The organism is Shewanella sp. UCD-KL12, from assembly GCF_001957125.1.
GTDB lineage: Bacteria > Pseudomonadota > Gammaproteobacteria > Enterobacterales > Shewanellaceae > Shewanella.
On the sequence record NZ_MPHJ01000021.1, the window covers coordinates 26,167 to 50,844 of the forward strand.

The following is a 24,678-nucleotide window of genomic DNA, read 5'->3' on the forward strand; positions in this document are numbered from 1 at the left end:
AGCGCCTTTTTTATGGCTAGAACAGCAATGTTGCTACGCCGAGCAATGCAAATAGCAGCGCACAACCACGATGGATTAATTTCATAGGTAGCTTTTCAGCGCTAAAGTTTCCAGCAAACACGACGGGGACATTGGCTAGCATCATCCCTAAGGTTGTCCCCATCACAACCATGAATAAAGCATCATATTTGGCTGCTAATACCACGGTGGCAACTTGCGTCTTATCACCCATCTCTGCAATAAAAAATAGAATGAATGTTGCGATGAAGGGGCCCATCTTATAAAAGCGACTCTCTTCGCAATCGACTTTATCAGGGACTAATACCCACAAGGCAATGGCAAAAAATGAACCGGCTACTAAGTATCGGGCTAAGTCAGGACTTAATAATCCCACGGCCCAATTACCAATCCAGGCGGCAGCAAAATGATTAATTAAGGTCGACAGGAAAATACCGAGAATGATGGCGGTTTTACTGCCTTTGATATGACTAAATCGAGCAGCGAGGATTAGAGCGAGCAGTTGAGTTTTATCACCAATTTCGGCGATGGCAACCGTAAAGGTTGAGGCGAATAGTGCTTCTAGTGCGTCCAAGAGACATCCTTTAAGGGGGGCAATAGTTCCGAGTACAGAAAACCGGCCCCCCATTTATATTGGTCGGTGACTGCACTCAGGTCTTGCCGGGTAAGGTGAATCATCAATTCATCTTACTGTGAGCACCATGGCGATATGGCCAAGTATGTTGATACTCACCCAGCCTCGGATCTCGTTAATCATGATTATTTGAATAAAAATTCATGATTGATTCGACGCTGTTAGCTACTCCCCTGAAAGTAGTAGCCGAGCATTATACATTTTGCTTGTTATCCCGCAACTACTCAGATCTCAAAATTGCAGCTAATTGGCATAATTATTGAGCGTGTTTGGTTATTGTGTATGGCTTGTTGGAAACTTATTGAGCCAGTGTTCAAACTTGTTTACGCGGGCTATAGATGGCTTGCTCACTGGGTTTGTAGCTGTTAATGTCTCCCTTCCATTATATAAAAGTCATTTAGAGAAAGAGTAGCAATGAAATATTCGTATCTGTTTTTAACTCGATTTATTAAGCCTCAGTGGCTCTGTCGATAGGGTAAAAAACTTATTAACTGAACCATTGAGGCCAATTGAAATTTAAGGTCAATTGACCAGATTCGATTGGAGGCAGTTAATAAAGATTCAAAATTGCTAAATCTCTCCTTCAAAGTCGTTCTAAATCTGACCTACCAAAAACGTAGAATAAAAATATATCTAACAGGACAATTTTGTGAATTTAAAAATGCTCGGCTCAATCGCTATCGTTGCAGGTACTGCAATCGGTGGTGGCATGTTAGCTCTTCCCTTAGCCACGGCTTCTCTGGGAACCATTCCGGCGTTTCTGCTGCTGATCACCATTTGGGGGATATCAATCTATACCTCTCTACTCATGCTTGAGATTAACTTACGTACTGGTGTTGGCGACAATGTGCATGCCATTACAGGTAAGTTGCTCGGTAAGGGAGGGCAGTTAATTCAGGGTGCCTCATTTATGAGTCTGCTGTTTGCATTAACTATGGTCTATCTTATGGGTGGCTCATCTTTGCTTGAGTCTCGCTTTGAGCCTTTAGGCATCACGCTTAACAACCAAGTTGCGGTATTGCTATTTACTGTGCTGTTTGGTGGCATGATTGCTATTGGTGTCAGCTGGATAGATAAGGTATCGCGAGTCCTTTTCTCCTCTATGGTGGTATTGCTTGTTATCGTTGTGGCCTTCTTGCTTCCTGATGTTGATGTGTCAGTCATGTTAGCGATGAGCTCCAATGAGGCGATATCGAGTAGTGAGCTAAATAACTTATGGCTCGCTGCGGTACCTATTGTATTTACCTCTTTTGGTTTTCATGTCTGTATTGCGACAATCGTACGCTACTTAGATGGCGATGCTGTCTCACTGCGTAAGGTGTTGATTATTGGCTCAACGATTCCACTTGTCTGCTACATCCTTTGGTTAATGGTGACATTAGGAACCTTAGGTGGCGAGACGGTACACGGATTTGAAGGCTCTTTACCACTGCTTGTTACTGCACTGCAGGGGCTGGCTGATTCTGAGCTATTAAAGCAGTGTATTGACCTGTTTGCTAACCTTGCGCTGATCACCTCATTCTTAGGGGTGACCATGAGCCTGTTTGATTACATTGCTGAGTTAACGCGTGCTAAAAATGATGTGGCTGGTCGTGCTAAAACCTGGCTAATCACCTTTATTCCGCCTCTGCTTTGTGCACTGTTTTATCCTGATGGGTTCTTCCAGGTACTTGGCTTCGCGGCAATTCCATTAGTGGTGATGATCATCTTCTTGCCGATTGCTATGGCCCTAAAGCAGCGTAAAGAGTCTCTTGGTGGATACCAAGTCTCAGGTGGAACTCCTGCACTGGCTGTTGCTGCGGTATTAGGCTGTGTAATTATTGCGTCACAGTTGTGGGTTGCGCTATAGAAGGCCTTGATTGATTAGGGACTATTCACCTTTACACCCTCTTTTGTAAGGGAAAGCGTCTAAGACTGTTGTAGTGATGGTTTCATATGATAAAGTCGAGCCGAATATTTATATTTGGCTCGGCTTTTTTACGTCTGGGCTTTAAAACATAAGCACTAGGCGAACCTTACGATCTAGTGCAAATAAAACGGATTTAGCAAATGAAGAGACTATTATTGACAGCAGCGCTAGCGGCGACCTTTTCCGCTCAAGCTGATGAAGGAATGTGGCAGCCATACCAGCTTCCAGCGATGGCTGATGAGCTAAAGGCTAAAGGGTTAGAGATTGATGCAAAATCTATCTCTAAGTTAACGGAATTTCCAATGAATGCGGTTATAAGCCTAGGTGGCTGTACAGCATCATTTGTGTCTCCAAAAGGGTTAGCGGTCACTAATCATCATTGCGCCTATGGCTCGATTCAATATAACTCAACCCCAGAGAAAAACCTGCTTAAAGATGGTTTCTTAGCCAAGTCTTATGCCGACGAATTGCAGGCGACACCTGGCTCACGTATCTATGTCACCGAAGCTGTGACCGATGTGACAGACAAGGTGAAGTCAGGCCAAATGAGTAAAGTTGGCAACGATTTCTATAAAGGCATAGAGCAACAAGAAAAAGCGCTAGTAGCCGAATGTGAAGCTGAAGATGGTTATCGTTGTCAGGTTTATAGCTTCCATGGTGGTCTTGAATATTACTTGGTTAAGCAACTAGAGATCCGCGATGTACGTTTAGTCTATAACCCAGCAGCAAGCGTGGGTAAGTATGGCGGAGATATCGATAACTGGATGTGGCCACGTCACACGGGTGATTTCTCTTTCTACCGTGGTTATGTGTCAAAAGATGGCAAGCCTGCAGACTTTAGTAAAGATAACGTACCTTACGAGCCTAAGAGCTTCTTAAAAGTGTCGGCAAAAGGTGTGAGTGATGGCGATTTTGTCATGGTGGCAGGCTACCCTGGTCGCACTAACCGCTACCGTACAGCCAATGAAGTTGAGAACCAGTTCGAGTGGGCATACCCAGAAGGTAAGATGCTACGCGAGCGCTTTATTGATCTGATTAAAGAGACTGCGCCAGAAGGCAGTGATGAGCGCATCAAGTATGAAAGCTTGATCGCAGGCTTAGCAAACTATGCCAAGAACTTCACCTCTATGATTGAGTTCTACGGTAAGTCGACCATGCTTGCCGATCGTCAAGGGCGAGAGTCAGAGCTTGCTAGCTGGATCAATAAAGACAGTAAGCGTAAAGCAAAGTACGGCAAGACGCTTGCTGAACTGGATAAGTTGATTGCTGAAGGTCAAGAGCATCAAGCTCGCGATATTATCTTAGGCTATATCCGTTATACCACTATGTTGCCAACCGCACGTAAGCTGTACCGCTTAGCCAATGAAAAGCAACTTGATGATATGGCGCGTGAGCCTGGGTATCAGGAACGTGACATGATCCGCTTTAAGTCGAGCATGGAGCGTATCGATCGTCGTTATGCTGCCAGTGTCGATAAGGCCATTTTGTTCGATATGCTAAAACGTTACGCCGCACTGCCAGCGAGCGAGCGCATTGCTGCGTTGGACGAGGTATTCGGTATTGGTAAGAAGTTAGATGAGAAGAAGCTAAGCAAGACACTCGATAAGATGTATGCCAAAACTAAACTGGGTGATATGGATACTCGTCTAGCTTGGTTGGATAAGTCTGTGGGTGACTTTAAGTCGTCTAATGACCCTTTCATCAAGTTCGCCGTTGCCATGTATGACACAGATATGAAGGCTGAGAAGAAAGATAAAGAGCTTGCGGGTAAACTTATGAAAGTGCGCCCTCAGTATATGGATGCCATCATTGCTTATAACAATGAGAAAGGTAACCCTGTCTATGCTGATGCTAACTCAAGCCTACGTGTTACAGTTGGCCATGTGAAAGGCTATTCACCACAAGATGGTCTAAAGGCTGTGCCATTTACTCGTCTTGAAGGTATTTTAGCGAAAGACACTGGCGCCGATCCTTTCGATGCACCGTCTAAGCAGCTAGAACTTATCAAAGCCAAGCAGTATGGTGACTTCTACATGAAGTCAATCGACTCTGTGCCGGTTAACTTCCTATCGACGCTTGATACCACTGGTGGTAACTCAGGTTCACCGACCCTAAATGGCCGCGCTGAGTTAGTAGGCCTGTTATTTGATGGTGTTTACGAGAGTATTATCGGTGATTGGGGTTACGATCCTGACAGCAACCGTTCTATTCAAGTCGATAGCCGTTACATGCTTTGGGTAATGAAGTATCTGGATAATGCAGATAACTTGTTAGCTGAGATGGAAATTGTTCACTAATCATTAGTGGCGAGACTCGAGGTGCTAGTGTCTAGGCGTTGAACCTAGATGCTTACTTCGAACTGAAGGCTAAAAGTTAAAGTTAAACTAAGCGGGCACTGAGTTGCCTGCTTTTTTATTGCCCTTAAATAAGGAGTTGGCCACTTGTCGGGTAACAAGTTTCAAATATCTTTTTAAAGTTGGTTTATTGGGCTGGTTTGGGCTTTCCAACTAGCAAGTTCCAAGTAGCTCTTTTGGAAACCCTAGACTGAAATGATACTTGGCAGCATATAGGGCACCAATATTTCATTGTTATCTACCGCCTGTCCGGCGAGGATAGTGTCAACACTTCTGTGACACGCTGTAGACCCATCCATGGGCGCTCTGCCATGACATCCATGTCACGGAAGGTCACAGCCGCGTTCACACCTGCATATTTATCTTTTCGATTTAAGCTCACTGGTCGTAATTAGACCTTGGATCAAGGCGACAGCTCGAGTCTTTGTATATCTTTATTTTTATTTTTATCTTGGTGAGCTCGGTGTAAGCGGAGCGCTTCGACTTAGAGGCTTGCAGCTAGTATTAAACTGTTATTTTGAACTAGGTGAGTTTACTTCAGATAAGTTGGCTGTGATTTATGGCGTTATATATCACTACACTTCACTTGAAAAATTTACTTAACATTACTCAGGCTTAGCGCTCATTTACATGTAAACGGTTAATATTTAATGACCTTCAAATGACTCACATGAAATAGATGTAGCCATGACCAATTTCCATCAACTTATGGTGTTAACTTTATGCGTGCTACTTGTGGGTGGCTGCACTCATTGCGAGCACGCTAAAGGTAGTAAGTCACGGCATACATTTGATTTTGAAAAACTAGATATAGACGCTGATGGAAAAATATCTAAGCAAGAGTTTTTAGATTCAATAACCTACTCAAGCCCCCCAGAGCAACTATTTAACCAACTCGATAGTGATTCAGATGGCTATTTAAGCAAGAGTGAACTCAACTCAATCAAGCGGAGAAGACGTCATGGATAATCATGCCGCACCTGCCAGCTAGCCAGTTTCAAGTAGCTCTTTTAGAGGCCACTGGGCAGGCTTAGTATTTGGCTGTATTCTGCATGCCAGTGTTTCATTGTAATTTTACGCCTGTGCGGCATGGATTGCGCTCCTATTACGAGAAGGTTCTGTGACACGCAGTAGCTCTTGATTTCATAAGAAGTAACCCTATATACGCTCTGCGGCATCCAACTATTTCCATATTCAAGAGCCAGTTCGATATCCCAATCTCTCGTTCAAAGAGTTTCACGCAGTGAAACTTCGCCCTAATGTCGAAGGTCACGTTTACACGGATGTGAATGAGTAAGTTCATATCTAGGTGGTTCTTAGGGTTAGGAAATGTATGGCAGCCTTATACAGTTTACTTTGCCGCCAAATACCCCCGCATTAACACGTGATGCACACTTGCCGTACAGTGAGCGAAGCGAAACCGGCAAGTGTAAGGAGTCACTCTTAAGTGCTTTGTTATGTGTCCATACTCATAGCGTACTCAGCACAACCAGTATGTTCACATACGTGCTCATTATCTACCTTAAAACCTTGAGATAGATAGAACTTGTAGGTTGCTACATTGTCTTTGTATACGTTTAAAGTCAATTCCGAACATTGTTCTTTAGCGTGTGCAATTAACTGCTTACCAATGCCTTGACCTTGATGTTCAGGTGAAACAAAAATTGCTGCTAGCAGGTTTTCATATAACGAGTAGAAGCCAATGACGTTTCCGTTATTTTCGAACACATAAGTCTTCGATGCTGGTATATAGATTTCACGCATATTTGAGACTTGGGATTCCCAAAATTCCGCTGCGACAAAATCATGAGCTTGTATTGATGCTTTAAGCCAAATATCGAGAACTTGCTCGATATCCTCTGATTTATACAGTCTGAACATTTTCCATTCAACTGAAAGTAAGTTGTAAAATAAGGGTTGTATTATGCCGGTTTTGGCGAGCAAATAATTGAAGATTTGCGATAACTTAGGACTCATTTAGTCGCAAACACATAATGTCAAATGAAGGTGTTTTAGGAATCATTGGGCTGGCTTGGTACTTGGCAGTATGCTGCATGCCAATTTTGCATAGTTATCTATCGCCTGCTGCGGGTGCTGTAAATGGATTTATGAATGCCACGATTACAAGGACAGAGAAGCTCCCGGCATCTGAAGACATTTCCCATATCCCTATGGGTCAGATGTGAATGAGTGACCTTAAGTGCAAGTAATCTCTCGGTACGCTAGCTATTTCTTCATAGACCTCATCCCAGGGGCTCTGCGGTTTCACAGCAGTGAATGGATTCACAAATGCCGTGGGGACATGGATGTCATAGAGCGGCCTTGAAACCGAAGTCCTCGTGCCCATGTGCACCTCATTACTTATCTCTTCGATTGAAGTTTACAGGCTTTATCTAAATCACTTTTTGACAAAAACGTGTTTTAAGTTGGCCTAGTGAATGTCCGTAAATGGCATATAATTACCGCCTTTACCAACTAAATATCTACTACGTTCTCCCCTGATAGTGATAAAATCTCCGCATCAGAAATACAGAGAAACTCTATGTTTATCCATCATGTTAACGGCATCGATTGGCTGGTTATTACAGCTTTTGAAGAACTGAAAACTATGTTTATCGAAGAAGCCGGTGCGATCCCCCTTTGCTTCTCTACCGCCAGTGAATTGAACCTGATTAATCAAGCCAAGCGCACTTATGGATATTTGCCTACACTCAGCGGCGTAATCACCGATACCGGGACGTTTCAAAGCCTGGATAATGAAGAAGATTTGAACCCACAACTTGCCTGCCTAGTTGAGGATCGTGGTCGGGTGTTTATCTATCACGGCGGTTTTGTGGCTTTTGTGGATGACGAGCAAACCTTTATTACCCGAATGGACTGAAAATTATTAAGTAAGTTGAAATCGGACAATTGCATACCTGGTCGTTCATCCGCAAGCGGTTCGTGTATTAACAGGGGGCGAATTGAATGGAGCCGGATCCTAGCTTCAATAAGAAAAGCAGGCCAAAACACAAAGCTAGACTCCGGCTAAAAAGCATTGCCGGAGCGACGATGAGTCTAGCCTCAACCAAATCAAGTAAGAGAAAATGTCATCAGCCTTCATTCCAAGGCTGACTTAAGGAGCGAAAGCTCTGAGTCAAACAGCTGTCTCATCTCGCCTTCTGCAAGTTTTCCTAGCGCTAAGCTCTGAATGCTTACCCGCTTAAGATCTATCACCTTATAACCCAAAGCCTGGCTCATGCGGCGGATCTGCCGATTAAGTCCTTGGGTGAGTATTATTTCAAACTTGTCGCTCGCTAGTCGGCTCATTTTACAGGGGAGGGTGGTAACATCTCGGTAGCAGACGCCTTTAGCCATACTGGTTAAGAAAGTGCTATCGAAGTCGCGTTCGACCTGTACGTGATAGCATTTGCTATGACCAAAATCTGGATGCATCAGCTTTTGGGTGAGCTGACCATCGTTCGTCAAGAGCATGAGCCCGCGGGAGTCTTTATCTAAGCGGCCTACGGGGTAGAGCCTTGGTGCGGTGGGCAGCAGGTGAATAAGCGAGTCAGGATCATCTGGTAGCAGCCTTGAGTCTGTCCCCACAGCTTTATTGAACATCCAATACTGCTTTTGCTCTATACCGGTAATCAACTCCCCATCAAACGCTAAGATCTCTTGGCTGGTTAGCGCTGGAAGGGCGTGACGACTATTGTTTTCAAGATCGTTTTCAAGATCGTTTTCAAGATCGTTTTCAAGATTGTTTTCACTACTATTTTTACTATCGTGTTCATGAGCGCTTTCACTCGTGGCTAGGGTGCTCGTTAGCGTGATGGTATCTATATGGTTAGCGATACGGCCATCTATGGTAATTCTTGCATCACGAATATGGCGAGTCGCTGCTCGACGGGAGCATAAGCCTGTCATGGCGAGGTATTTAGCTAAGCGAATTTTAGTTTCTGACATCTCTAATTCTATGTGATGAAGGGGGCATAATGAGCGCTGTGGGGCATGCACTTAGTGGAGCGCTTTGTTTATCTGAACATGCATAGAGTACCACTTTCGGCATCATGGCAGAGATAAAATTGATATCTGTTTAGGCTGCCTATGAAAAGCTTAGCGCTAGCCTTGTTAACGGTTAAAAACCTATAAGTGAGTTTTCTACTGCCAGCTACCAGCTACCAGCTAGTTGCTTGGTTAGTTTTTTGTGCATGGTACTGCTCAATGGCTAATTTTCTGATATTCAGTGCCAGTAGCACACACCATAACATGGTGATATTTGTCTGTGCCCACATATTCAGTGCAACCCAGCAAACCTCACCTTTATCATGTAAGCAAGGTGAGAAGTCGAGTGTGTGCCAATCTAATTGATAGATAAGCCCTGATGCACTAATAAAGCCGAAAATGGCTAAGATGAACAGAGGGAAAGAGCAGATCTCTTTGTGGTTAAAGCGGCTGGTGATCGTGAATAGGTGCAGTACAAAGGTTCCAAGCAGAAAACTGGTTGAGACCAGTCTATGTTCATCGAGGTAATTGATAGGGAAAACGCCGATAAGTATGATGGATATGCCGACCCAAGATCCAGCTATAGAGAGGTAATGACTGAAGTCACCGAGTTTTAGCAAATAGAGTCCATACATAGCAAGCAAGATGCAGGATCCAGCCACAATCAGTGACATATTAAAGACATAGGCGAGCGGTGAGTGCATATAATCGCCAAGAAAATCGGAGCGTCTAAAAAACACCTGCATACCAATGTTTTGATATTCGGCCCACACAGATATTGAGATACCAATGGATGTCACGCAGGCGCCGACTAAGATCATGATGACAACGAGTCTATGCAGGTCGTAATGAGTCGAATGGGTATTTAGTTCACGTTGCATCACAATATCAGTTTTTCTCAGCTAGTTAGTTTTGCTCCCATAACAAAAAAGGAGTGCAGCAAGCTGCACTCCTTTTCTTATATCGATGAGCATTTTCTCTGTCGATATTCAATGTCCTTATCAATTGAGCTACAGTAACCTGCCATTTTCAGAGGTACTAATAAGTGTAGCTTAAGTAGATAGTAATTTGCCCTATTTAAGCTGTATCTGCAATACCACAATAGTTGTAGCCATTTTTAAACACTCAAGAATGAGTTAGCTGACTCGCTTACGCATGATGACGATTGAAACAGCAACAACAGCCAATATCATACAGTACCAAGCGTGTGTCACGGCTTCTAGCGGTGAGATACTGAAGGTTGATGCGATAAGCAGAGCTTGAGCACCATATGGAATCAATCCCTGAATAATACAGGAGAAGATATCTAAGATACTTGCTGCGCGCTTTGGGCTAACTTCATGCTTCTGAGCCAGTTCTTTAGCGATGTCACCTGTGACAACAATCGATACGGTATTGTTAGCCACACAGGTGTTGGTTGCTGCAACAATACCCGCCATACCCAGTTCTGAAGCGCGAGTCGATGCACCGCCCTTAGCTTTAGAGAACTTAGCAATTAGCTTCTCTATCTGCTTACTTACAAAGGCCAGTCCACCCTGCTGTTGCATGAGCGCTGCTAATCCGCCAACCAGCATAGAGAGAATGAAGATCTCCTGCATGTTACCAAATCCGGTATAGATATCCTGGCCAAATTGAATAACGCCATAATCCATGGTGAGTAGACCTGTGATACCCGCAAGCAAGATACCGATAGTCAATACGACAAATACGTTAAGTCCAGATACCGCTAATACTAAAATCGTCAGGTAAGGGATGACTTTGACAAAGTCTATCTCTTGAGCCGCGACTTCAGCTTGGCCTTGGCCTGCAAAGGTAAAGGCTATTAATGTGATGATTGATGCTGGAATGGCAAAGATAAGGTTTTCTTTGAACTTATCTTTCATCTCACACCCTTGGGTACGCGTTGCAGCAATAGTGGTGTCTGAGATAATGGATAAGTTATCACCAAACAGTGCGCCTGAGATAACGGCACCAGCCATAAGTGCAAGTTCAATTTGAGCTTCGTTAGCAACGCCGAGTGCGATAGGAGCAACCGCGGCAATTGTTCCCATAGAGGTACCCATTGCTGTGGCAATGAAAGCGGCAATCACAAAGAAGCCTGGGAGAAGCAGGTTAGATGGTACTAAAGATAGACCAAGTGCTACGGTTGCATCAACACCACCTGTCGCTTTAGCGACCGCTGCAAATGCCCCTGCTAAAAGATAGATCAGACACATGGCAATGATATTGGCATGGCCAATACCTGCGATAAAGGTCTCTATACTCTGGTTGAGCCTTTGCTTTGAGATGATCAAGGCAAAGATAATAGCAGGTAAAATAGCGACTACACTTGGCAGTTGGTAAAAGGCAAAGTCTACGCCTTGGCTTTGAAAGTAAACGCCTGCACCGATAAATAGTGCAAGGAATAGAAATAGTGGCAGTAGCGCTAAAAATGAGGCTGTAGGTGCGCCATTCTCTTGTGTGCTTTTAGGGGCATCGGTCGAAGTTGTCAAAATGTTCTCTCTTATCTTGTTAATCTAAGCTTTTGCACTCAGTTTTGTAACGTAAAAAACCATAGGTTCCTATGCCTCCTAGCGGGAACTCTCCTTCAATTTCTGCATCAAGATGCTAAGCATATGAGCAACTCTTTTTATCTAGAGTTAGCGAAAAAGTAAGAATGGTAGATCTCAATAGTTGGCAGGATATGAGATAAATAGACGGCTGTCAATTTAGACGTCTAGATGTTTTTACTTCCATCGTGATCTTTTGTGCTTTTGCACTAAGACTTATGGTTATCCCATTGTTAATTAGGAATATTTAAAAAGTTGCCAGAAGAAAATATTTACTTAACGCCTATTGTTAGCAGGATGTAAAACTTGAGGCAAGTGTTAATTTTGTTGACGGTTGGCGTAACAAAACCCCTAGTGAAACCTTAGTGGGGTTAAGTTTCACAAATATATCCACAGAACCTGGCTTGAGATATTTGAAGTTACAAGAGACAATCTATTTAGGTTAATGAAGCAACTGCCGCTTGTTACGCCAGTTGCATTTGCCGCGTAGCCATTTTTATCTGCTACCAGCGCCTGTATCTAACCTACTACATAATGGTGAGCTTAGTATTCAGGCTTACAAGACTCATGAGATTAAGGGTGATAAATGAAGCTACAAGAGATCAATAAAGTTGTGTATCGCAAGAATCTCAACGTCGTCACAATTGCGCTAGTTGCCAGCTTGATTATGTTATCACTGCTATTTGGTAGCGGTCTGATTGCACTGTTTGGTGAGGCAAGTACAGTGAGTGGTGAGTCTACAGGTAACTTTCAATGGAACCTGCTTGGTGTTGTTCTGGCTGTTATTGTCTCTGTTGGCACGCTGATGAAATTTAAAGACTCAGCTTTTTTGGCTGAAGTTTATTATGTGTGGAAGCTAAAAGCGTTACATAATCGCATTTATCGAAAACTGAAGAAGATCAAATTGGCTGCGAAAGAGCATGATATAAATGCACTCATCATTTTAAGTTTTTACTACCACAGCTTAAAACTGGTCTATCAACTGGACAACAACACCTTGACGTTGAACACGCTAGATAAAGATCTCACTGAATTAGAGGATATGATAAACAAGCATAACCTATCAGCTTGTGCTGAGCAGTTTGATGTCAGTATGTTAGAGCAGTATTAATTTACCTCTGAAGTTTGTCTCTTTAATATCGATGCCTTCTATCTGACTCACTGCATATCAATAGTGAGTCAGTCGTTAACCTAAGGATTTAAGCTAAACTTGTAGGTACGTTTGGCTTATCTCGTTGTGGCTCGTGCCACTTCGAGTTTGGGTATCATCATGAAAATTATTGCGGTAATGCTCCTCTGTGTAGTGAGTATTACCTCTTTGGCTATCTCTTTAAATACCTCAGCTCACAGTGCATTGCCACACGGCAGTGCAATGATTGCTATGAGTCAGCATGACAGTGAGCCAGTAATTGATGCTCGTGCTAAAAGTACGAGTAATAACCCCTCCTCTTCGAAGCTACATATCGCGATTGTTGAATACCCTCCTTATGAGTTCTCTTATATTGATCAAGATGGCAAACTGCAGTTTGATGGCGTATCGGTAACCTTAGTTAAAGAGGTATTTAGACGGCTTAATCAAACATTCGAGTTACAGACTTTGCCTTGGTCTCGGGCGTTGAAGCTGTTAAAAGAGGGTAAAATTGATGGACTATTTGAGGTGCTTAGCAGACCAGAGCGGCTAGCTTATGCCGACTTTACCCAAGAGGTGTTGATGCAGGAAGTGGTGATGTTATTTGTCACTGAAGACTCAGAGATAACGTTTACTGGTGAGCTGTCTAGTTTGGCGGACTATCAGTTTGGCATGAGAAAAGATTTTAGTTACGGTCCCTACTTTGATACAGCAGTTGAGCAAAAAGTGATTAAGCATGTCACTGCTGACGTAGAATCTACACCTTTACTGCTGAAGCTCTGCACCGGAGATATTGACATTCTAGTCGCCGAGAAAGACACCATCCATTATGTCGAGAAAGAGGTGAAGGCATTACAAAGCAGCTCGCTAAGGCGTTGTAAGAATATCAAGAGATTGGAGCAAGCTGTGCAATCAACCCCCACCTATATGGCTTTTTCAAAGCAAAGTGATATCAAGCATGTCAGAGATAGATTTGATCAGGTGTTACGTCAGATGAAGCAAGATGGTAGCTATCAGAAAATTATTGATGAATGGAAGCGAGCCAATTTAGATAAATGATGTTTATTAGGGCGAGTCGCAAGCTAAACGCTGAAGGGCTTATGCATTCTCTTTCGATAAGATGTGTTGTACACAGGCCGATCGCAGTAAAGAGGTGAAGTTTTTTACATCGCCGTGATGGTCAAGTGCTTCAAGGTAGAGGCTGGCAATAAATTGATTTCTCTTTACTCCTTGGCTCTCTGCAATTTGATCGAGTAGATCCCAGAACAATTTCTCCAAAGAGATGCTGGTTACATGGCCCTGAATTCTGATCGATTTCTGAATAGGCAAGTAATGGCTAGTGGGGTTGTCGAAAAACAGATTACCCATAACGTTAAGTTAAATACCTATCTGAGTTTAATTTGTTGAATTTTAACATATTATATATCTTAGTTAGTGTTAAAGCCATTAGGGGTATATACATGTGTTCGACTTTGATTTCAGTCAGACAAATGGGTTAATGGTTTGAGCTTTTGTTACTTATGCCAGCTTAGATAAAATAATGAACTCAGGTTCTTGTGCTACAAGCTCTGGCATCTCCTTTTTTAAGCGTCTGAAATGTCCAGTGTTCTGGTGTTTCTCGAATGCTGCATGATCGACAAATGATTTGATGAAAACAAATTGGCCTAGGCTCTGGTTTTCTTCGTGGAGCTCATATTTGACACAGCCCAACTCATTTCTCGTTGGTTGGACTAAGCTTTGGAGCAGTTCAAGTAGCGCCTGCTCTTTACCATTTTGTGCCTTAAAGCGCGCCAATACATTGATCATGTTTGTACTCATAGCCAAAATTCACCGTCAATGAAAGGGGGCTAATGTAAGTGACTTGACTGATAAAGGGGTAGCAAATGAATACTACATTTTAGATATTTAGATGCAATTATTTGTTCTTTAACAATTCTTTGAGAGCAATAGATTTGTAAATTTTTAAATTATCGACTTGCGGGCTAATACCTAGAAATAGGCATTAGTATTTGTGTATATCGTTTTTTGAACTGTTATCTATTGCTAGTCTTTAATTGTCTTGATTAAAGACTTCATCGAACATTGCTTTAAGCAACTCAACTTTGCTGGTCTCACGGGGATTGTGCTTAGACACCATAGAGAGATTAAACTGATAGCATGCGGTGTCACGGTGAATGATTTTAAGCTGTTGAGCTTTGAGTTCCTGTTGAATATAACTCAGTGGTAGATAGCCAATATAGCAGCCAGAGAGTATCAAGGTTTTACGGGTATCAAACTGATACGCCTTTGCGGATAAATTTAACCGCTTTAACTGCTCTCGACCATCGGTGTCGATATCTATTCCTGGGTGAACTGCTGGAGTCTGACTCAGCATCTCTGGGCTAATCTCATTATCCTGTAGTTGAAAAAAGGGATGAGAGTGACCACAGCATAGAAAGATAGGCTCGTTATAAATCGTCTGATAGTCCAAACCCTCTACCTGCTGGTAGCTAGGAAGCAGCCCGATATGCGCCTTCTCTTTAAGTAGGCATTTCTCAATATGTTTAAGGGCTTCATTATCGAGTACAAGATGAAGTTGTGGCTGCGTGCTGTGTATTTTCTTTACGACTTCAGCCAGCTTAAGTTGCATACGAGTGTCGAGTTGGTCGGCGCAAAGTATGATCAGTTCGCCGCTGAGCTCTTCGCCTAAGTTATTAATCAATCTAGAAAAATCATTGAGCGAATCGAACAGCTCGATACAGGCATGATAGACAGCTTGGCCATCTTCGGTAAGCGCAAATCCTGCGCGCCCGCGGCTACACAGCTTAAGCTTCATGCGGCTTTCTAGATTAGACATATGTACGCTAATGGTTGAGCGAGTTACCCCGAGCTCGGCCTCTGATGCAGAGAAGCCGCCATTTTCAACCACTGTGCGAAATATGCGAAGTAAACGTAGATCGTACTCAGTGACGGCTTTAGGGATGATAGAGCTCTTGTTACCGGTTTTATTACTGATATTGACCAAAATCATCACCTATGAAATGAGAATAAGTTTTATAGCTGTCAAACATAGTGTTTGTTGTTTTGTATTTAACCTGAGTTAGTTTTGCTATTCAATAGCTATATGAGTTTATGAATGTAGGTCTCGCCTTTGTGCTAGAGACAACTGGGATCATCAGATAGGTTCGCTGGAGTAGTTATGCAACAAGTTAATGATACAAGGTTAGTGAAGCTCGGCTCTTACATTGACGGGCAGTGGCATGATGGGGAAGAGCATTTTGATGTTGTTAACCCGGCTAATGAGCAAGTGATTGCCCAAGTTTGTAATGCGGGTATTGCTGAAACTGAAGCGGCTGTCATTGCTGCTAAGCGTGCACTGCCAGCTTGGTCAAAAAGGTCAGCCAATGATCGCGCTACTATTATGCGTCGCTGGTTTAACTTGATGATGGAAAGCCAGGATGACTTAGGGCGTATTTTGACGCTAGAGCAAGGCAAGCCTTTAGCTGAAGCCAAAGGGGAAATTGCTTATGGGGCCGCTTTTATCGACTGGTTCGCTGAAGAGGGTAAGCGTGTTTATGGCGATACCATCCCAGCGCCTGCTGGCGATAAACGCATCATAGTGATCAAACAACCAGTGGGTGTCGTTGCCTCTATCACCCCATGGAACTTCCCTAATGCCATGATTGCCCGTAAAGCGGCAGCAGCCCTCGCAGCAGGATGTACTTTTGTTGTGAGGCCATCACCAATTACACCACTTTCGGCACTGGCCATGGCAGAGCTTGCAGAGCGCGCTGGTGTGCCAGCTGGCGTATTGAACGTGGTCGTTGGTGAAGATGCCGTCGGTATGGGCAAGGTGTTGACCCAGCATCCGGATGTGGCCAAGTTTACGTTCACGGGCTCAACTGCTGTTGGCAAGATTTTGATGACTCAGGCGGCTAGTACAGTAAAGAAAGTGTCTATGGAGCTAGGGGGCAACGCGCCTTTCATTGTGTTTGATGATGCAGATATCGATGCGGCGGTTCAAGGTGCACTTATCTCTAAATATCGCAACGCTGGCCAGACTTGCGTTTGTACTAATCGCATCTTGGTTCAGCAGGGCGTAGCTAAAGCGTTCACGGATAAGTTTGCCAGCGCAGTGGCTGGGTTGAAGATCGGCGATGGATTAGCTGATGGTGTCAATCTAGGGCCAATGATCACATCCCAAGCGGTTGATGGAGTACATAAGCTGGTGGAGGAAACGCTGGCTGCTGGTGCGAGTGTTATTGCCGGTGGCAAGCGCAGTGATGCAGGTAATAATTTCTATGAGCCAACGATTTTGACCGGGGTCACTAATGATATGCCGTTGGCCAATAATGAAATCTTTGGGCCGGTGACACCTATTATCACCTTTGAAACCGAACAGGAGGCTATTGCAATAGCCAATGATACTGAATATGGGTTAGCTGCGTACTTTTACTCCCGTGATATTGGCCGTGTGTGGCGTGTTGGAGAAGGCCTTGAATACGGCATGGTAGGCGTTAACGAAGGGATAATCTCAAATGCAGCAGCGCCATTTGGCGGTGTTAAGCAATCGGGCAATGGTCGAGAAGGCTCTAAATATGGCCTCGATGATTATATGGAAATTAAGTATCTGTGCATGGGTGGGATAGATAAGTAAATGCTGAGATGACACTTCGCTGATGGGCTTAGAAGGTGCTGCGCTGGTGGAGCTAGGACGAAGTCCGTCGAGCAGGCTAAGCCGTCCGCGAAGCGATAGGCTAAAGGCCGTCATCTTAGCTTTTCAGGATTAGGATTGAATAAAACAGGATATTGCAATGACAAATAGCAGCTTACAAGAGAGAAAGGTTAAGGTTATTGCCCGCGGTCAAGGCAATGTCTATCCAGTGTATGTGGACAGAGCCGAGAACGCTGAGCTTTGGGATGTCGATGGCAATCGTTATATCGATTTTGGTACTGGCATAGCCGTGTGTAATACCGGACATAGCCACCCTAAAGTGGTCACAGCGGTGAAAGAGCAGCTGGATAAATTTAGTCACACCTGCGTGATGATAAACCCCTATGAGTCTGCGGTTGAATTAGCTGAAAAACTGACTGAGCTTGCACCGGGCAATAGCGAGAAAAAAGCCATCTTTGTCACAACCGGGGCTGAAGCGGTTGAAAACTGTATCAAGATAGCGAGAGCGCATACTGGGCGACGTGGGGTGATAGCGTTTAATGGTGGCTTTCATGGTCGGACTAATTTGACCATGGCGTTGACCGGAAAAATTACTCCCTATAAACACCAGTTTGGTCCATTTCCTGCTGATGTCTATCATGCTCCATTTCCAACATCGCTTCATAATGTGTCGGTAACTGATTCGCTCAAGGCTGTCGAAAATCTCTTTAAAGTGGATATTGCTCCTAGTGATGTAGCCGCAATTATCATTGAGCCCGTTCAAGGAGAAGGCGGGTTTTATGCTGCGCCCGCCGAGTTTTTACAAGCTCTACGAACAATGTGCGATCTTCATGGCATAGTGCTGATAGCCGATGAGATACAAACCGGTTTTGGTCGTACCGGTAAGATGTTCAGCATTGAACATGCTGATGTTGAACCTGATTTGATCACTATGGCCAAAGGCATTGCTGGTGGTTTTCCTATTGCGGCTGTAGTGGGGAAATCTGAAATTATGGACGCGCCTCTGCCAGGTGGTCTTGGGGGAACCTATGGTGGTTCTCCAGTGGGTTGCGTGGCGGCATTGGCGGTACTTGAGGTGATTGAGGAGGATAATTTAGTTAAGCGCTCCTCTCAGATAGGTCAGATTTTTAATGAACACTTGAGTCAGTTGCAATCGCGTTTCCCAAAGGTGATTGCCCAGGTGCGTAACCAAGGGGCTATGATCGCCATTGAATTGGTGGAAGAGGGGGAGAATGAACAGCCAAATACCGAGCTTACACAAGCTATTATTGCTAAGGCGACGCAGCATGGGCTCATTTTGCTTGCGTGTGGTTTTCACGGCAATGTGATCCGTTTCTTACCTGCTTTAACCATATCAGATGAGTTAATTTACGAAGGTTTAGCTAAGTTTAATACCCTGTTTAATGAGCTGGTCAGCTAACTATTTATCTTTTCGGTGTTTATAACTGTTGAAGTAACAAGCTTGCTAGGATTGCTCTAGCAAGCTTTTTTTCTTTTTGATGCTGCCTCATCTTGGTGAGTATTGATCAAAATAGTGCAGTACTTAACGGTTAAGTGCCCATATCAGGCATTCAAAGCACATACTCATAACGCATCGTATCTTATAGCCACATCCTATAGTCATATAGCCTAGTCACATCCTATAGTCATAAGGTCAGCTATCTTAGTTATTAGTAACGGCTTTGACTTGAATCACTTCATTATAAGCAGCTAATACCACATCCTCACAATCATGCTACCACTGGCTTAGTTTTTGCTGACACATAGGCAAGAAATCAGTGTGATGAAATTAACCGGAGGCGTTATGGGAAAAGGTAATGAGGCTCTTCATTTTGAAGCTCCAGTAAAAGGGATCCAGCTAGTTACTTATAGTCACCAAATAGATGAAGTTCATATTAAGCAGCTAATACCTCACCCACACCCTCACTATCATGTTAGTACTGGCTTAGTTTTTGCTGACACATTGGCAATGAATCAGTGTGATGAAATTAACCGGAGGCGTTATGGGAAAAGGTAATGAGGCTCTTCAGTTTGAAGCTCCAGTAAAAGGGATCCAGCTAGTTACTTATAGTCGCCAAATAAATGAAGTTAATATTAAGCAGGGCTTACTCTCTTTGCTCTGTGATTGTGTCGATAGTGGTGCATCTGTTGGGTTTATTCGCCCGTTTACGCTGCAGCAAGCTGAACAATATTGGCGTGAGGTTCAAATGGCGCTCAATGATGGGAACAAGTATCTATTAATTGCTGCATCAGAAGCGAATGTATTGGGTTGTGTGCAACTGTCGCTCTGTCACAAGGCGAATGGTTTGCATAGAGCAGAGGTTGAAAAGTTGATGGTGCACACTCAAGCGAGAGGGCAAGGAGTCGCAAAGCGTTTGATGATTGAGGTAGAAGCGTTAGCGACTAACCTTTGTCGAAGCTTATTGGTACTTGATACCAAGAAGGGGGATATTGCAGAAAACATGTACGCTAACCTAGGGTATGTAAGAGGCGGAGAAATACCTGGTTTCGCACTGAGTTCGACGGGGGAGCTCGATGCTACAGTGTTATTTTATAAGAGGTTAATGATTAAAGCGCCGTTTACAGAAACCACTTTTGAGCTAGCAGATAATCAAGGACTCAATCGATGACGACAATTAGAGCCTTTGTTGAAAGTGACTTTGAGCAAGTTCAAGCCATCTATCTGCAGGGCATTAATACAGGTAATGCGACGTTTGAAAGGCAAGTGAAAACTTGGCCAGAGTGGGATAAGGCGATGGTGAATGAGTGCCGATTAGTTGCCGTTAGAGGCGGTAAACTTATAGGTTGGGCTGCACTCTCTCGAGTCTCTAACCGCGCTGTTTATGCAGGGGTCGCCGAGGTAAGCGTTTATATTTGTAGTGCTGCTAAAGGTGTTGGAGTAGGCACGAGTCTACTACTTGAATTAATCGCACAATCTGAGTTAGCAGGTTTTTGGTCTTTGCAGTCTGGGATATTTCCCGAGAATCAAGCGAGTCTACGTATACATAAAAAATGTGGCTTTAGCGTACTTGGTACTAGAGAAAGGTTAGGTCAGATGAATGGCATTTGGCGAGATGTGATCTTACTTGAGCGAAGAAGCTTAGTGGAAGGTATTGAACTGTAACTGAGCTTTGTCTGAGGTTAAGCGATTACTGAACGAGTACCTGTCGCTAAATAGATACCGCTATATTGTAAGCAAGGCTTGCCAACTTACTAAGTTCAGCGTAAAACTCCCTCACAGAACCTAATTATTCCTGTCTTGGGAAAAGATAAACTGGAAGGCTGAGTTTGGATCATTTTATTTGGAATATAGACCCCGTATTGATCTCCTTTATGGGACTTAAAGTACATTGGTATGGCGCCCTTTTTGCTACGGCAATCGCTTGTGGTTTTCAGGTGATGAAGCGTATTTATATCAAGGAAAAGTTACCGGTTGAGTCATTAGATAATCTGCTTATGTACTGTGTTATCGGCATCATTGTTGGTGCTAGGTTGGCGCACTGCCTCTTCTATGACCCTGCGTATTACCTAAGTAATCCGCTAAAAATCTTTGCGATTTGGGAAGGTGGGCTTGCCAGCCACGGTGGTGGTTTAGGCGCTATTCTTGCTCTGTATTACTACCGTCGCAAGATGGATATGCCTTTCTTATTCCTGTTGGATAGGCTCGCCATTGCTACAGCTATTTTCGGCTTCTTTGTTCGTATGGCTAACTTCATGAACTCTGAAATATTAGGGCTTCCTAGCAGTGTGCCTTGGGCTATTGTCTTTGAACGTGTGGACATGTTACCTCGCCATCCTGCGCAGCTCTATGAAGCGATTGCGTATCTGCTGATCTTTATCGGATTGTGGGCCATATACAGGTTCACAGAGATGAAGCAAAAAGAGGGGGCGATCTTTGGATTGTTTCTAGTGCTAGTGTTTAGCTCTCGCTTTGCTATCGAGTTTGTTAAGGTAAAGCAGGCAGCTTATGCAGAGGGAATGACTTTGAGCGCAGGCCAGTGGTTGAGTGTGCCATTTCTTATTGTCGGCATAGTGCTTTTACTAAAACCTTATTTGAGTAAACAAGTTAAGGCATAGATGTGAGTGATATGTGCTAAGTTAGGCGGTAGGAGCTTGCAGTTTCTACCGCCTTTTTTGTTGGGTAAACCATTGGAAGATACATTATTGTTCGTTAATCTAATGGTTAACAGATTAATAAATAATGTGAAATAGGCTATAATATTGTCTTCAGGATCCCAGCTCTGGGATCGAACTTTTATCAGATTTATTTGCTACTGTTTTGTCATTAAAGTGGGGCCCAGGTTGCTGTGTTTTGTCGGTTACCCCATTAATTAATCACCACTTGGGTGCTAACTCATCCACATCAATAGAGGACTTAACCTTACATGCCATACGAAATACTCCTGCTGGGAATCGCCGTGTTGATTGCAATTGGGATCTTGTTGCATCACCCCTCGAAAACCTTAGGTATCCCCTCTCTGCTTATTTTTATGGGGGTTGGCTTGGCGCTTGGCAATGGTGAGTTTAATTTCGTGTATGACAATCTGGCAGTTACTTCTACCGTGGGAGCTGTGGCGCTTAATATCATTGTATTCGTCGGCGGCATAAATACCTCTACCAATAGTATTAAGCTGGCTTACAAAGAGGGTGGGGTGCTTTCAACGCTTGGCGTGTTGTTTACCACCTTAATCTTAGCGGCGCTGCTTTATCCGTTAACAGAGTGGAGTATCGTTATCTGTCTGCTGTTTGCCGCGATAGTTTCATCAACTGATGCCGCTGCAGTATTTTCAATCTTAGAGTCTAAGAAACTCAAACTTAAAGAGAAGACTGATACCGTTTTGGAGTTTGAGTCTGCGACTAATGACCCTGTGGCTTTAGTCATGGTGGTGATTTTAACGGGGATTGCCTTAGCGCCAGAAAAAGCGATATCGGGGTGGGAGATAGGTCAAACCTTGCTTATTCAAATTGGCGCGGGTGTGATTATCGCGTACTTAGTGGGTAAGTTAGCGGTATACCTGCTCAATACCATACACTTAGAGGAGTATGGGTTGATCCCGGTATTTGTATTAGCAAGTTTTATCATCGCTGCTTATAGTAGTGAGCTGGCTGGTGGAAATATCTTGATCGCCTCTTATGTAGTGGGGGTGGTGATTGGCAACGGTATTAAACGTGGGCGAGAGGTTAACAAACACTTTTTCAATAGTGTTTCTTGGCTAGCGCAATCGCTGATGTTTATCATACTCGGGTTACAGATCTTCCCACAGACCCTATTTTCAGTGTTCTTCCTGTCACTTATTCCAGCTGTTTTACTTATGTTTGTTGCTCGGCCATTAGCTGTGCAGCTTTGTTATCTTCCATTTAGAAAGGCAAGCTGGCGTAAGCGTTTGTTTATCTCATCGATTGGCCTTAAGGGGGCAACCCCGATTGTTTTTGCGCTGATCCCTGCGGCCGCAGGCGTTGAAGGGGCGATTGACCTAGTACATATGGTGTTCTTTATCGTGCTCTTTTCAATATTGCTACAAGGCAGTGCGATAGAGCCTTTGGCTAATAAGCTAAAGTTGAATGACAAAGATAGTTAGTCGCTGAATCAGTTATATTTCCAGCTTTCTAAAGCACCATCTGAGCTTATTGTCACGAGTTGACCGTTAGGGGCCACGACCATATCAAGTACTGTGGTTCCTGCGGTAAATGCTGTGATGCTCCAGTGTTTTGTCTCTTTACCACTGTTGAGATCCCAAACCATTATCTTCTGTTTTGAACTGGCTGTGATGAGTGTTTTTCCTCGCTCGGCAAATAATGCTTGTCGAAAATAACGGTAACGCTCTAAGAAGGTTAACTTGCTGATGCTCTCGCCAGAAAGAGAGTCTGCGATAAGGTGATTATCTATGGCATCTGAGATAAATAATCTGCGGTTAGCTTGATCAAAGCTGACGCTAGTGAGCCTCTGAGGTAAGTTAAACTCCTTAATTATTTTGCCATTACTGCTTGCTGATATGATTAAGTGCCCATCATGAGCGGCACTTAATAGCTGCTCATTATGAGCGATAAACTCTACATGGCTCACAGGTCCCTTATGGAGTTGAAATTTAGATAGCTGGTTGCTCCTTAGGTTAATACTCAGCAGTGATCCCTCATTCATTCCGATTAACACTTGGTTACCCGTTTTGCTCAGAAATAGGCTGGAGATGCTGGCATCTTTGTCAAAGCCCTGGGCTAACCAAGAAAGGGTAAGCTGGCCTGTTGTCAGGTCAAAAATTGAGAGTCGAGACTTGCCTGCCGCAGCGAGAAAGCGTTTGTTGCCAGAGAGGGCTATAAGGTAGTTGGGCTCATCAAAGTTATGCGCTTGCCATTGATGTTGTAGCGTTTTTGAGATGTTATCCCATACCGATAATTCACGTGTTCTACTCAAAGTCACTGTTAATTGTGAATCAGTGGAGAGAGTGGCATCAATCAAGTTATCTTCGACATATCTATGAATAGATGCTGGCGCTAGACTCGCTTCAGGCTGGCTACAGCCAGTAATGGTAACGCCCATTAAGAGGAGTATTGGTGCTAAACACCAAGTGCTGAGCTTTTTAACGATATAACTGGACAAGGTTATATGGCCCACAATAAGCGTAAGATAACCGATACTAGCATAATCAATTGCTTGTATCGGTTTTAGATAAATTTATCGCTGACTTATATCGATGAGGAGGTGCTTACTTGAGTTTATAAACCACCTCGACTCTATCTCGGATAGTGACCTGCCCTTGCTGATAACTCTGGGCGACATCATGACTTGGACCTGCATTCATACGTAGCATGACAGGCTGAATAGGGCCTTGATCAAAATAACGGATTTCCCACACTCCATCGAGGGTTTCATCGAAGCCTTCAGCGAGAAATTGTGCTTTTTGTTTGGCATCATTGATTGCAGCACTGCGAGCCTTATTCATATATTCAGTTTCTTTACTGGTTTTAAGAGCAATATTGTTAACTCGGTTGATCCCCTCTTCGAGTGCTGAGTCTAAGATCTCATTAAGCCGAGATAACTCATGTACTGTGACTGTTACTCTTCGGTTTGCGCTGTAACCGATGAGCTCGGCAGGTTTGTTTTTCTCATAACGATATTGAGGTTGTAAGTTTAGATTGGCACTCTCAATATTATCTTGCGCAATGCCAGCTTTTTTAAGGCGGCTGACAAATTTGGCAACCGCAGTGTCAGAGCTACTTTTAGCGTCTTGGGCTGTTAGTGCTTTAACTGAGACCTCGACGTTGATCTCTGCCATATCGGCTTGCACAGCAAGCTCACTTACACCTACTGTCTCTACGTGGGCAAAGCTGAGTTCGTTAGCTTGAGCAAAAGGTATGCTAATCATCAGGCTTGTGGATATGAAAGCGGCAATTAGGGATCTGTTCATCGTTGAATACTCCAAAATATAAAAGGTAGAATTTGCTACTG

Annotated in this window: 24 protein-coding genes; 13 read left to right on the forward strand and 11 right to left on the reverse strand. The window is 43.7% G+C overall.

The features are described from left to right. Positions 1–16: 16 nt before the first annotated feature. A complete protein-coding gene (locus BM736_RS22615) occupies positions 17–646 on the reverse strand; it encodes a TMEM165/GDT1 family protein (protein ID WP_083700472.1) in 630 nt (209 codons plus the stop codon). Between the two features lie 655 nt (positions 647–1,301). Between BM736_RS22615 and BM736_RS22620 the strand changes: the two genes are divergently transcribed. Together BM736_RS22620 and BM736_RS22625 are read left to right on the forward strand one after the other, a co-directional pair. After that, positions 1,302–2,501, forward strand: a complete 1,200-nt coding sequence (locus BM736_RS22620) for an aromatic amino acid transport family protein (protein ID WP_076416548.1) — start codon at positions 1,302–1,304, stop codon at positions 2,499–2,501. A 200-nt stretch (positions 2,502–2,701) separates the two neighbouring features. Next, a complete protein-coding gene (locus BM736_RS22625) occupies positions 2,702–4,858 on the forward strand; it encodes a S46 family peptidase (RefSeq protein ID WP_076416549.1) in 2,157 nt (718 codons plus the stop codon). 295 nt (positions 4,859–5,153) lie between these two features. On the opposite strand, the gene BM736_RS25270 is transcribed toward BM736_RS22625, so the two are convergent. Beyond that, positions 5,154–5,297 (reverse strand): hypothetical protein, encoded by a 144-nt coding sequence (locus tag BM736_RS25270; RefSeq protein ID WP_179079101.1) that lies wholly within the window; start codon positions 5,295–5,297, stop codon positions 5,154–5,156. 305 nt (positions 5,298–5,602) lie between these two features. Here BM736_RS25270 and BM736_RS22630 point away from each other — a divergent pair, with 305 nt between their 5' ends. After that, positions 5,603–5,884 (forward strand): EF-hand domain-containing protein, encoded by a 282-nt coding sequence (locus tag BM736_RS22630; protein WP_076416550.1) that lies wholly within the window; start codon positions 5,603–5,605, stop codon positions 5,882–5,884. Positions 5,885–6,370: 486 nt separating this feature from the next. On the opposite strand, the gene BM736_RS22635 is transcribed toward BM736_RS22630, so the two are convergent. Then, the gene (locus BM736_RS22635) at positions 6,371–6,796 is read right to left on the reverse strand and encodes an N-acetyltransferase (RefSeq protein WP_076416598.1); all 426 of its coding nucleotides are present in this window, start codon (positions 6,794–6,796) and stop codon (positions 6,371–6,373) included. Positions 6,797–7,457: 661 nt separating this feature from the next. On the opposite strand from BM736_RS22635, the gene BM736_RS22645 reads away from it, so the two are divergent. Next, positions 7,458–7,796 carry a cytosolic protein gene (locus tag BM736_RS22645; protein ID WP_076416552.1) on the forward strand — a complete coding sequence of 113 codons (339 nt, stop codon included), beginning with the start codon at positions 7,458–7,460 and terminating at the stop codon, positions 7,794–7,796. Between the two features lie 218 nt (positions 7,797–8,014). On the opposite strand, the gene BM736_RS22650 is transcribed toward BM736_RS22645, so the two are convergent. The 3 genes from BM736_RS22650 to BM736_RS22660 form a co-directional block, all read right to left on the reverse strand. Next, the gene (locus BM736_RS22650; RefSeq protein WP_256717989.1) at positions 8,015–8,863 is read right to left on the reverse strand and encodes a pseudouridine synthase; all 849 of its coding nucleotides are present in this window, start codon (positions 8,861–8,863) and stop codon (positions 8,015–8,017) included. A gap of 212 nt (positions 8,864–9,075) precedes the next feature. Continuing rightward, on the reverse strand, positions 9,076–9,783 hold the full coding sequence (locus BM736_RS22655; RefSeq protein ID WP_076416553.1) for a DUF998 domain-containing protein: 708 nt from the start codon (positions 9,781–9,783) through the stop codon (positions 9,076–9,078). A 255-nt stretch (positions 9,784–10,038) separates the two neighbouring features. Next, positions 10,039–11,394 (reverse strand): Na+/H+ antiporter NhaC family protein, encoded by a 1,356-nt coding sequence (locus BM736_RS22660; RefSeq protein WP_076416554.1) that lies wholly within the window; start codon positions 11,392–11,394, stop codon positions 10,039–10,041. Between the two features lie 643 nt (positions 11,395–12,037). Here BM736_RS22660 and BM736_RS22665 point away from each other — a divergent pair. Both BM736_RS22665 and BM736_RS22670 read left to right on the forward strand, forming a co-directional pair. Beyond that, complete coding sequence (locus BM736_RS22665; protein ID WP_076416555.1) at positions 12,038–12,562, forward strand: DUF3087 family protein; 525 nt, start codon at positions 12,038–12,040, stop codon at positions 12,560–12,562. A gap of 159 nt (positions 12,563–12,721) precedes the next feature. Continuing rightward, on the forward strand, positions 12,722–13,639 hold the full coding sequence (locus BM736_RS22670) for an ABC transporter substrate-binding protein (protein WP_256717990.1): 918 nt from the start codon (positions 12,722–12,724) through the stop codon (positions 13,637–13,639). Between the two features lie 39 nt (positions 13,640–13,678). Here the strand turns inward: BM736_RS22670 and BM736_RS22675 are convergent, their stop codons facing one another. The 3 genes from BM736_RS22675 to BM736_RS22685 all read right to left on the reverse strand — a co-directional run bounded on the left by BM736_RS22675 (position 13,679) and on the right by BM736_RS22685 (position 15,584). Next, positions 13,679–13,948 carry a ribbon-helix-helix domain-containing protein gene (locus tag BM736_RS22675; protein ID WP_076416556.1) on the reverse strand — a complete coding sequence of 90 codons (270 nt, stop codon included), beginning with the start codon at positions 13,946–13,948 and terminating at the stop codon, positions 13,679–13,681. A gap of 150 nt (positions 13,949–14,098) precedes the next feature. Further along, complete coding sequence (locus BM736_RS22680) at positions 14,099–14,398, reverse strand: putative quinol monooxygenase (RefSeq protein ID WP_256717991.1); 300 nt, start codon at positions 14,396–14,398, stop codon at positions 14,099–14,101. A 232-nt stretch (positions 14,399–14,630) separates the two neighbouring features. Next, positions 14,631–15,584: a LysR family transcriptional regulator gene (locus BM736_RS22685; RefSeq protein WP_256717992.1), complete on the reverse strand. Its 954-nt coding sequence runs from the start codon at positions 15,582–15,584 to the stop codon at positions 14,631–14,633. Positions 15,585–15,758: 174 nt separating this feature from the next. Between BM736_RS22685 and BM736_RS22690 the strand changes: the two genes are divergently transcribed. The 7 genes from BM736_RS22690 (at position 15,759) to BM736_RS22720 (ending at position 22,813) form a co-directional block, all read left to right on the forward strand. After that, complete coding sequence (locus tag BM736_RS22690; protein WP_076416559.1) at positions 15,759–17,216, forward strand: NAD-dependent succinate-semialdehyde dehydrogenase; 1,458 nt, start codon at positions 15,759–15,761, stop codon at positions 17,214–17,216. A gap of 157 nt (positions 17,217–17,373) precedes the next feature. After that, complete coding sequence (gabT, locus tag BM736_RS22695) at positions 17,374–18,654, forward strand: 4-aminobutyrate--2-oxoglutarate transaminase (protein WP_076416560.1); 1,281 nt, start codon at positions 17,374–17,376, stop codon at positions 18,652–18,654. Positions 18,655–19,017: 363 nt separating this feature from the next. Beyond that, a complete protein-coding gene (locus BM736_RS22700; RefSeq protein WP_076416561.1) occupies positions 19,018–19,251 on the forward strand; it encodes a hypothetical protein in 234 nt (77 codons plus the stop codon). Continuing rightward, on the forward strand, positions 19,217–19,864 hold the full coding sequence (locus BM736_RS22705; RefSeq protein ID WP_256717993.1) for a GNAT family N-acetyltransferase: 648 nt from the start codon (positions 19,217–19,219) through the stop codon (positions 19,862–19,864). Before BM736_RS22700 ends, BM736_RS22705 begins: the two co-directional genes overlap by 35 nt. Further along, positions 19,861–20,358, forward strand: a complete 498-nt coding sequence (locus tag BM736_RS22710; RefSeq protein WP_076416563.1) for a GNAT family N-acetyltransferase — start codon at positions 19,861–19,863, stop codon at positions 20,356–20,358. The genes BM736_RS22705 and BM736_RS22710 overlap by 4 nt, the downstream gene beginning before the upstream one ends. A 164-nt stretch (positions 20,359–20,522) precedes the next feature. Continuing rightward, complete coding sequence (lgt, locus tag BM736_RS22715; RefSeq protein WP_076416564.1) at positions 20,523–21,311, forward strand: prolipoprotein diacylglyceryl transferase; 789 nt, start codon at positions 20,523–20,525, stop codon at positions 21,309–21,311. Between the two features lie 308 nt (positions 21,312–21,619). Further along, positions 21,620–22,813, forward strand: coding sequence for a potassium/proton antiporter (locus BM736_RS22720; protein WP_076416565.1), 1,194 nt, complete (start codon positions 21,620–21,622; stop codon positions 22,811–22,813). 8 nt (positions 22,814–22,821) lie between these two features. On the opposite strand, the gene BM736_RS22725 is transcribed toward BM736_RS22720, so the two are convergent. Beyond that, complete coding sequence (locus BM736_RS22725; RefSeq protein WP_256717994.1) at positions 22,822–23,829, reverse strand: WD40 repeat domain-containing protein; 1,008 nt, start codon at positions 23,827–23,829, stop codon at positions 22,822–22,824. Between the two features lie 106 nt (positions 23,830–23,935). Continuing rightward, a complete protein-coding gene (locus BM736_RS22730) occupies positions 23,936–24,637 on the reverse strand; it encodes an oxidative stress defense protein (RefSeq protein WP_076416567.1) in 702 nt (233 codons plus the stop codon). Between the last annotated feature and the right edge of the window lie 41 nt (positions 24,638–24,678).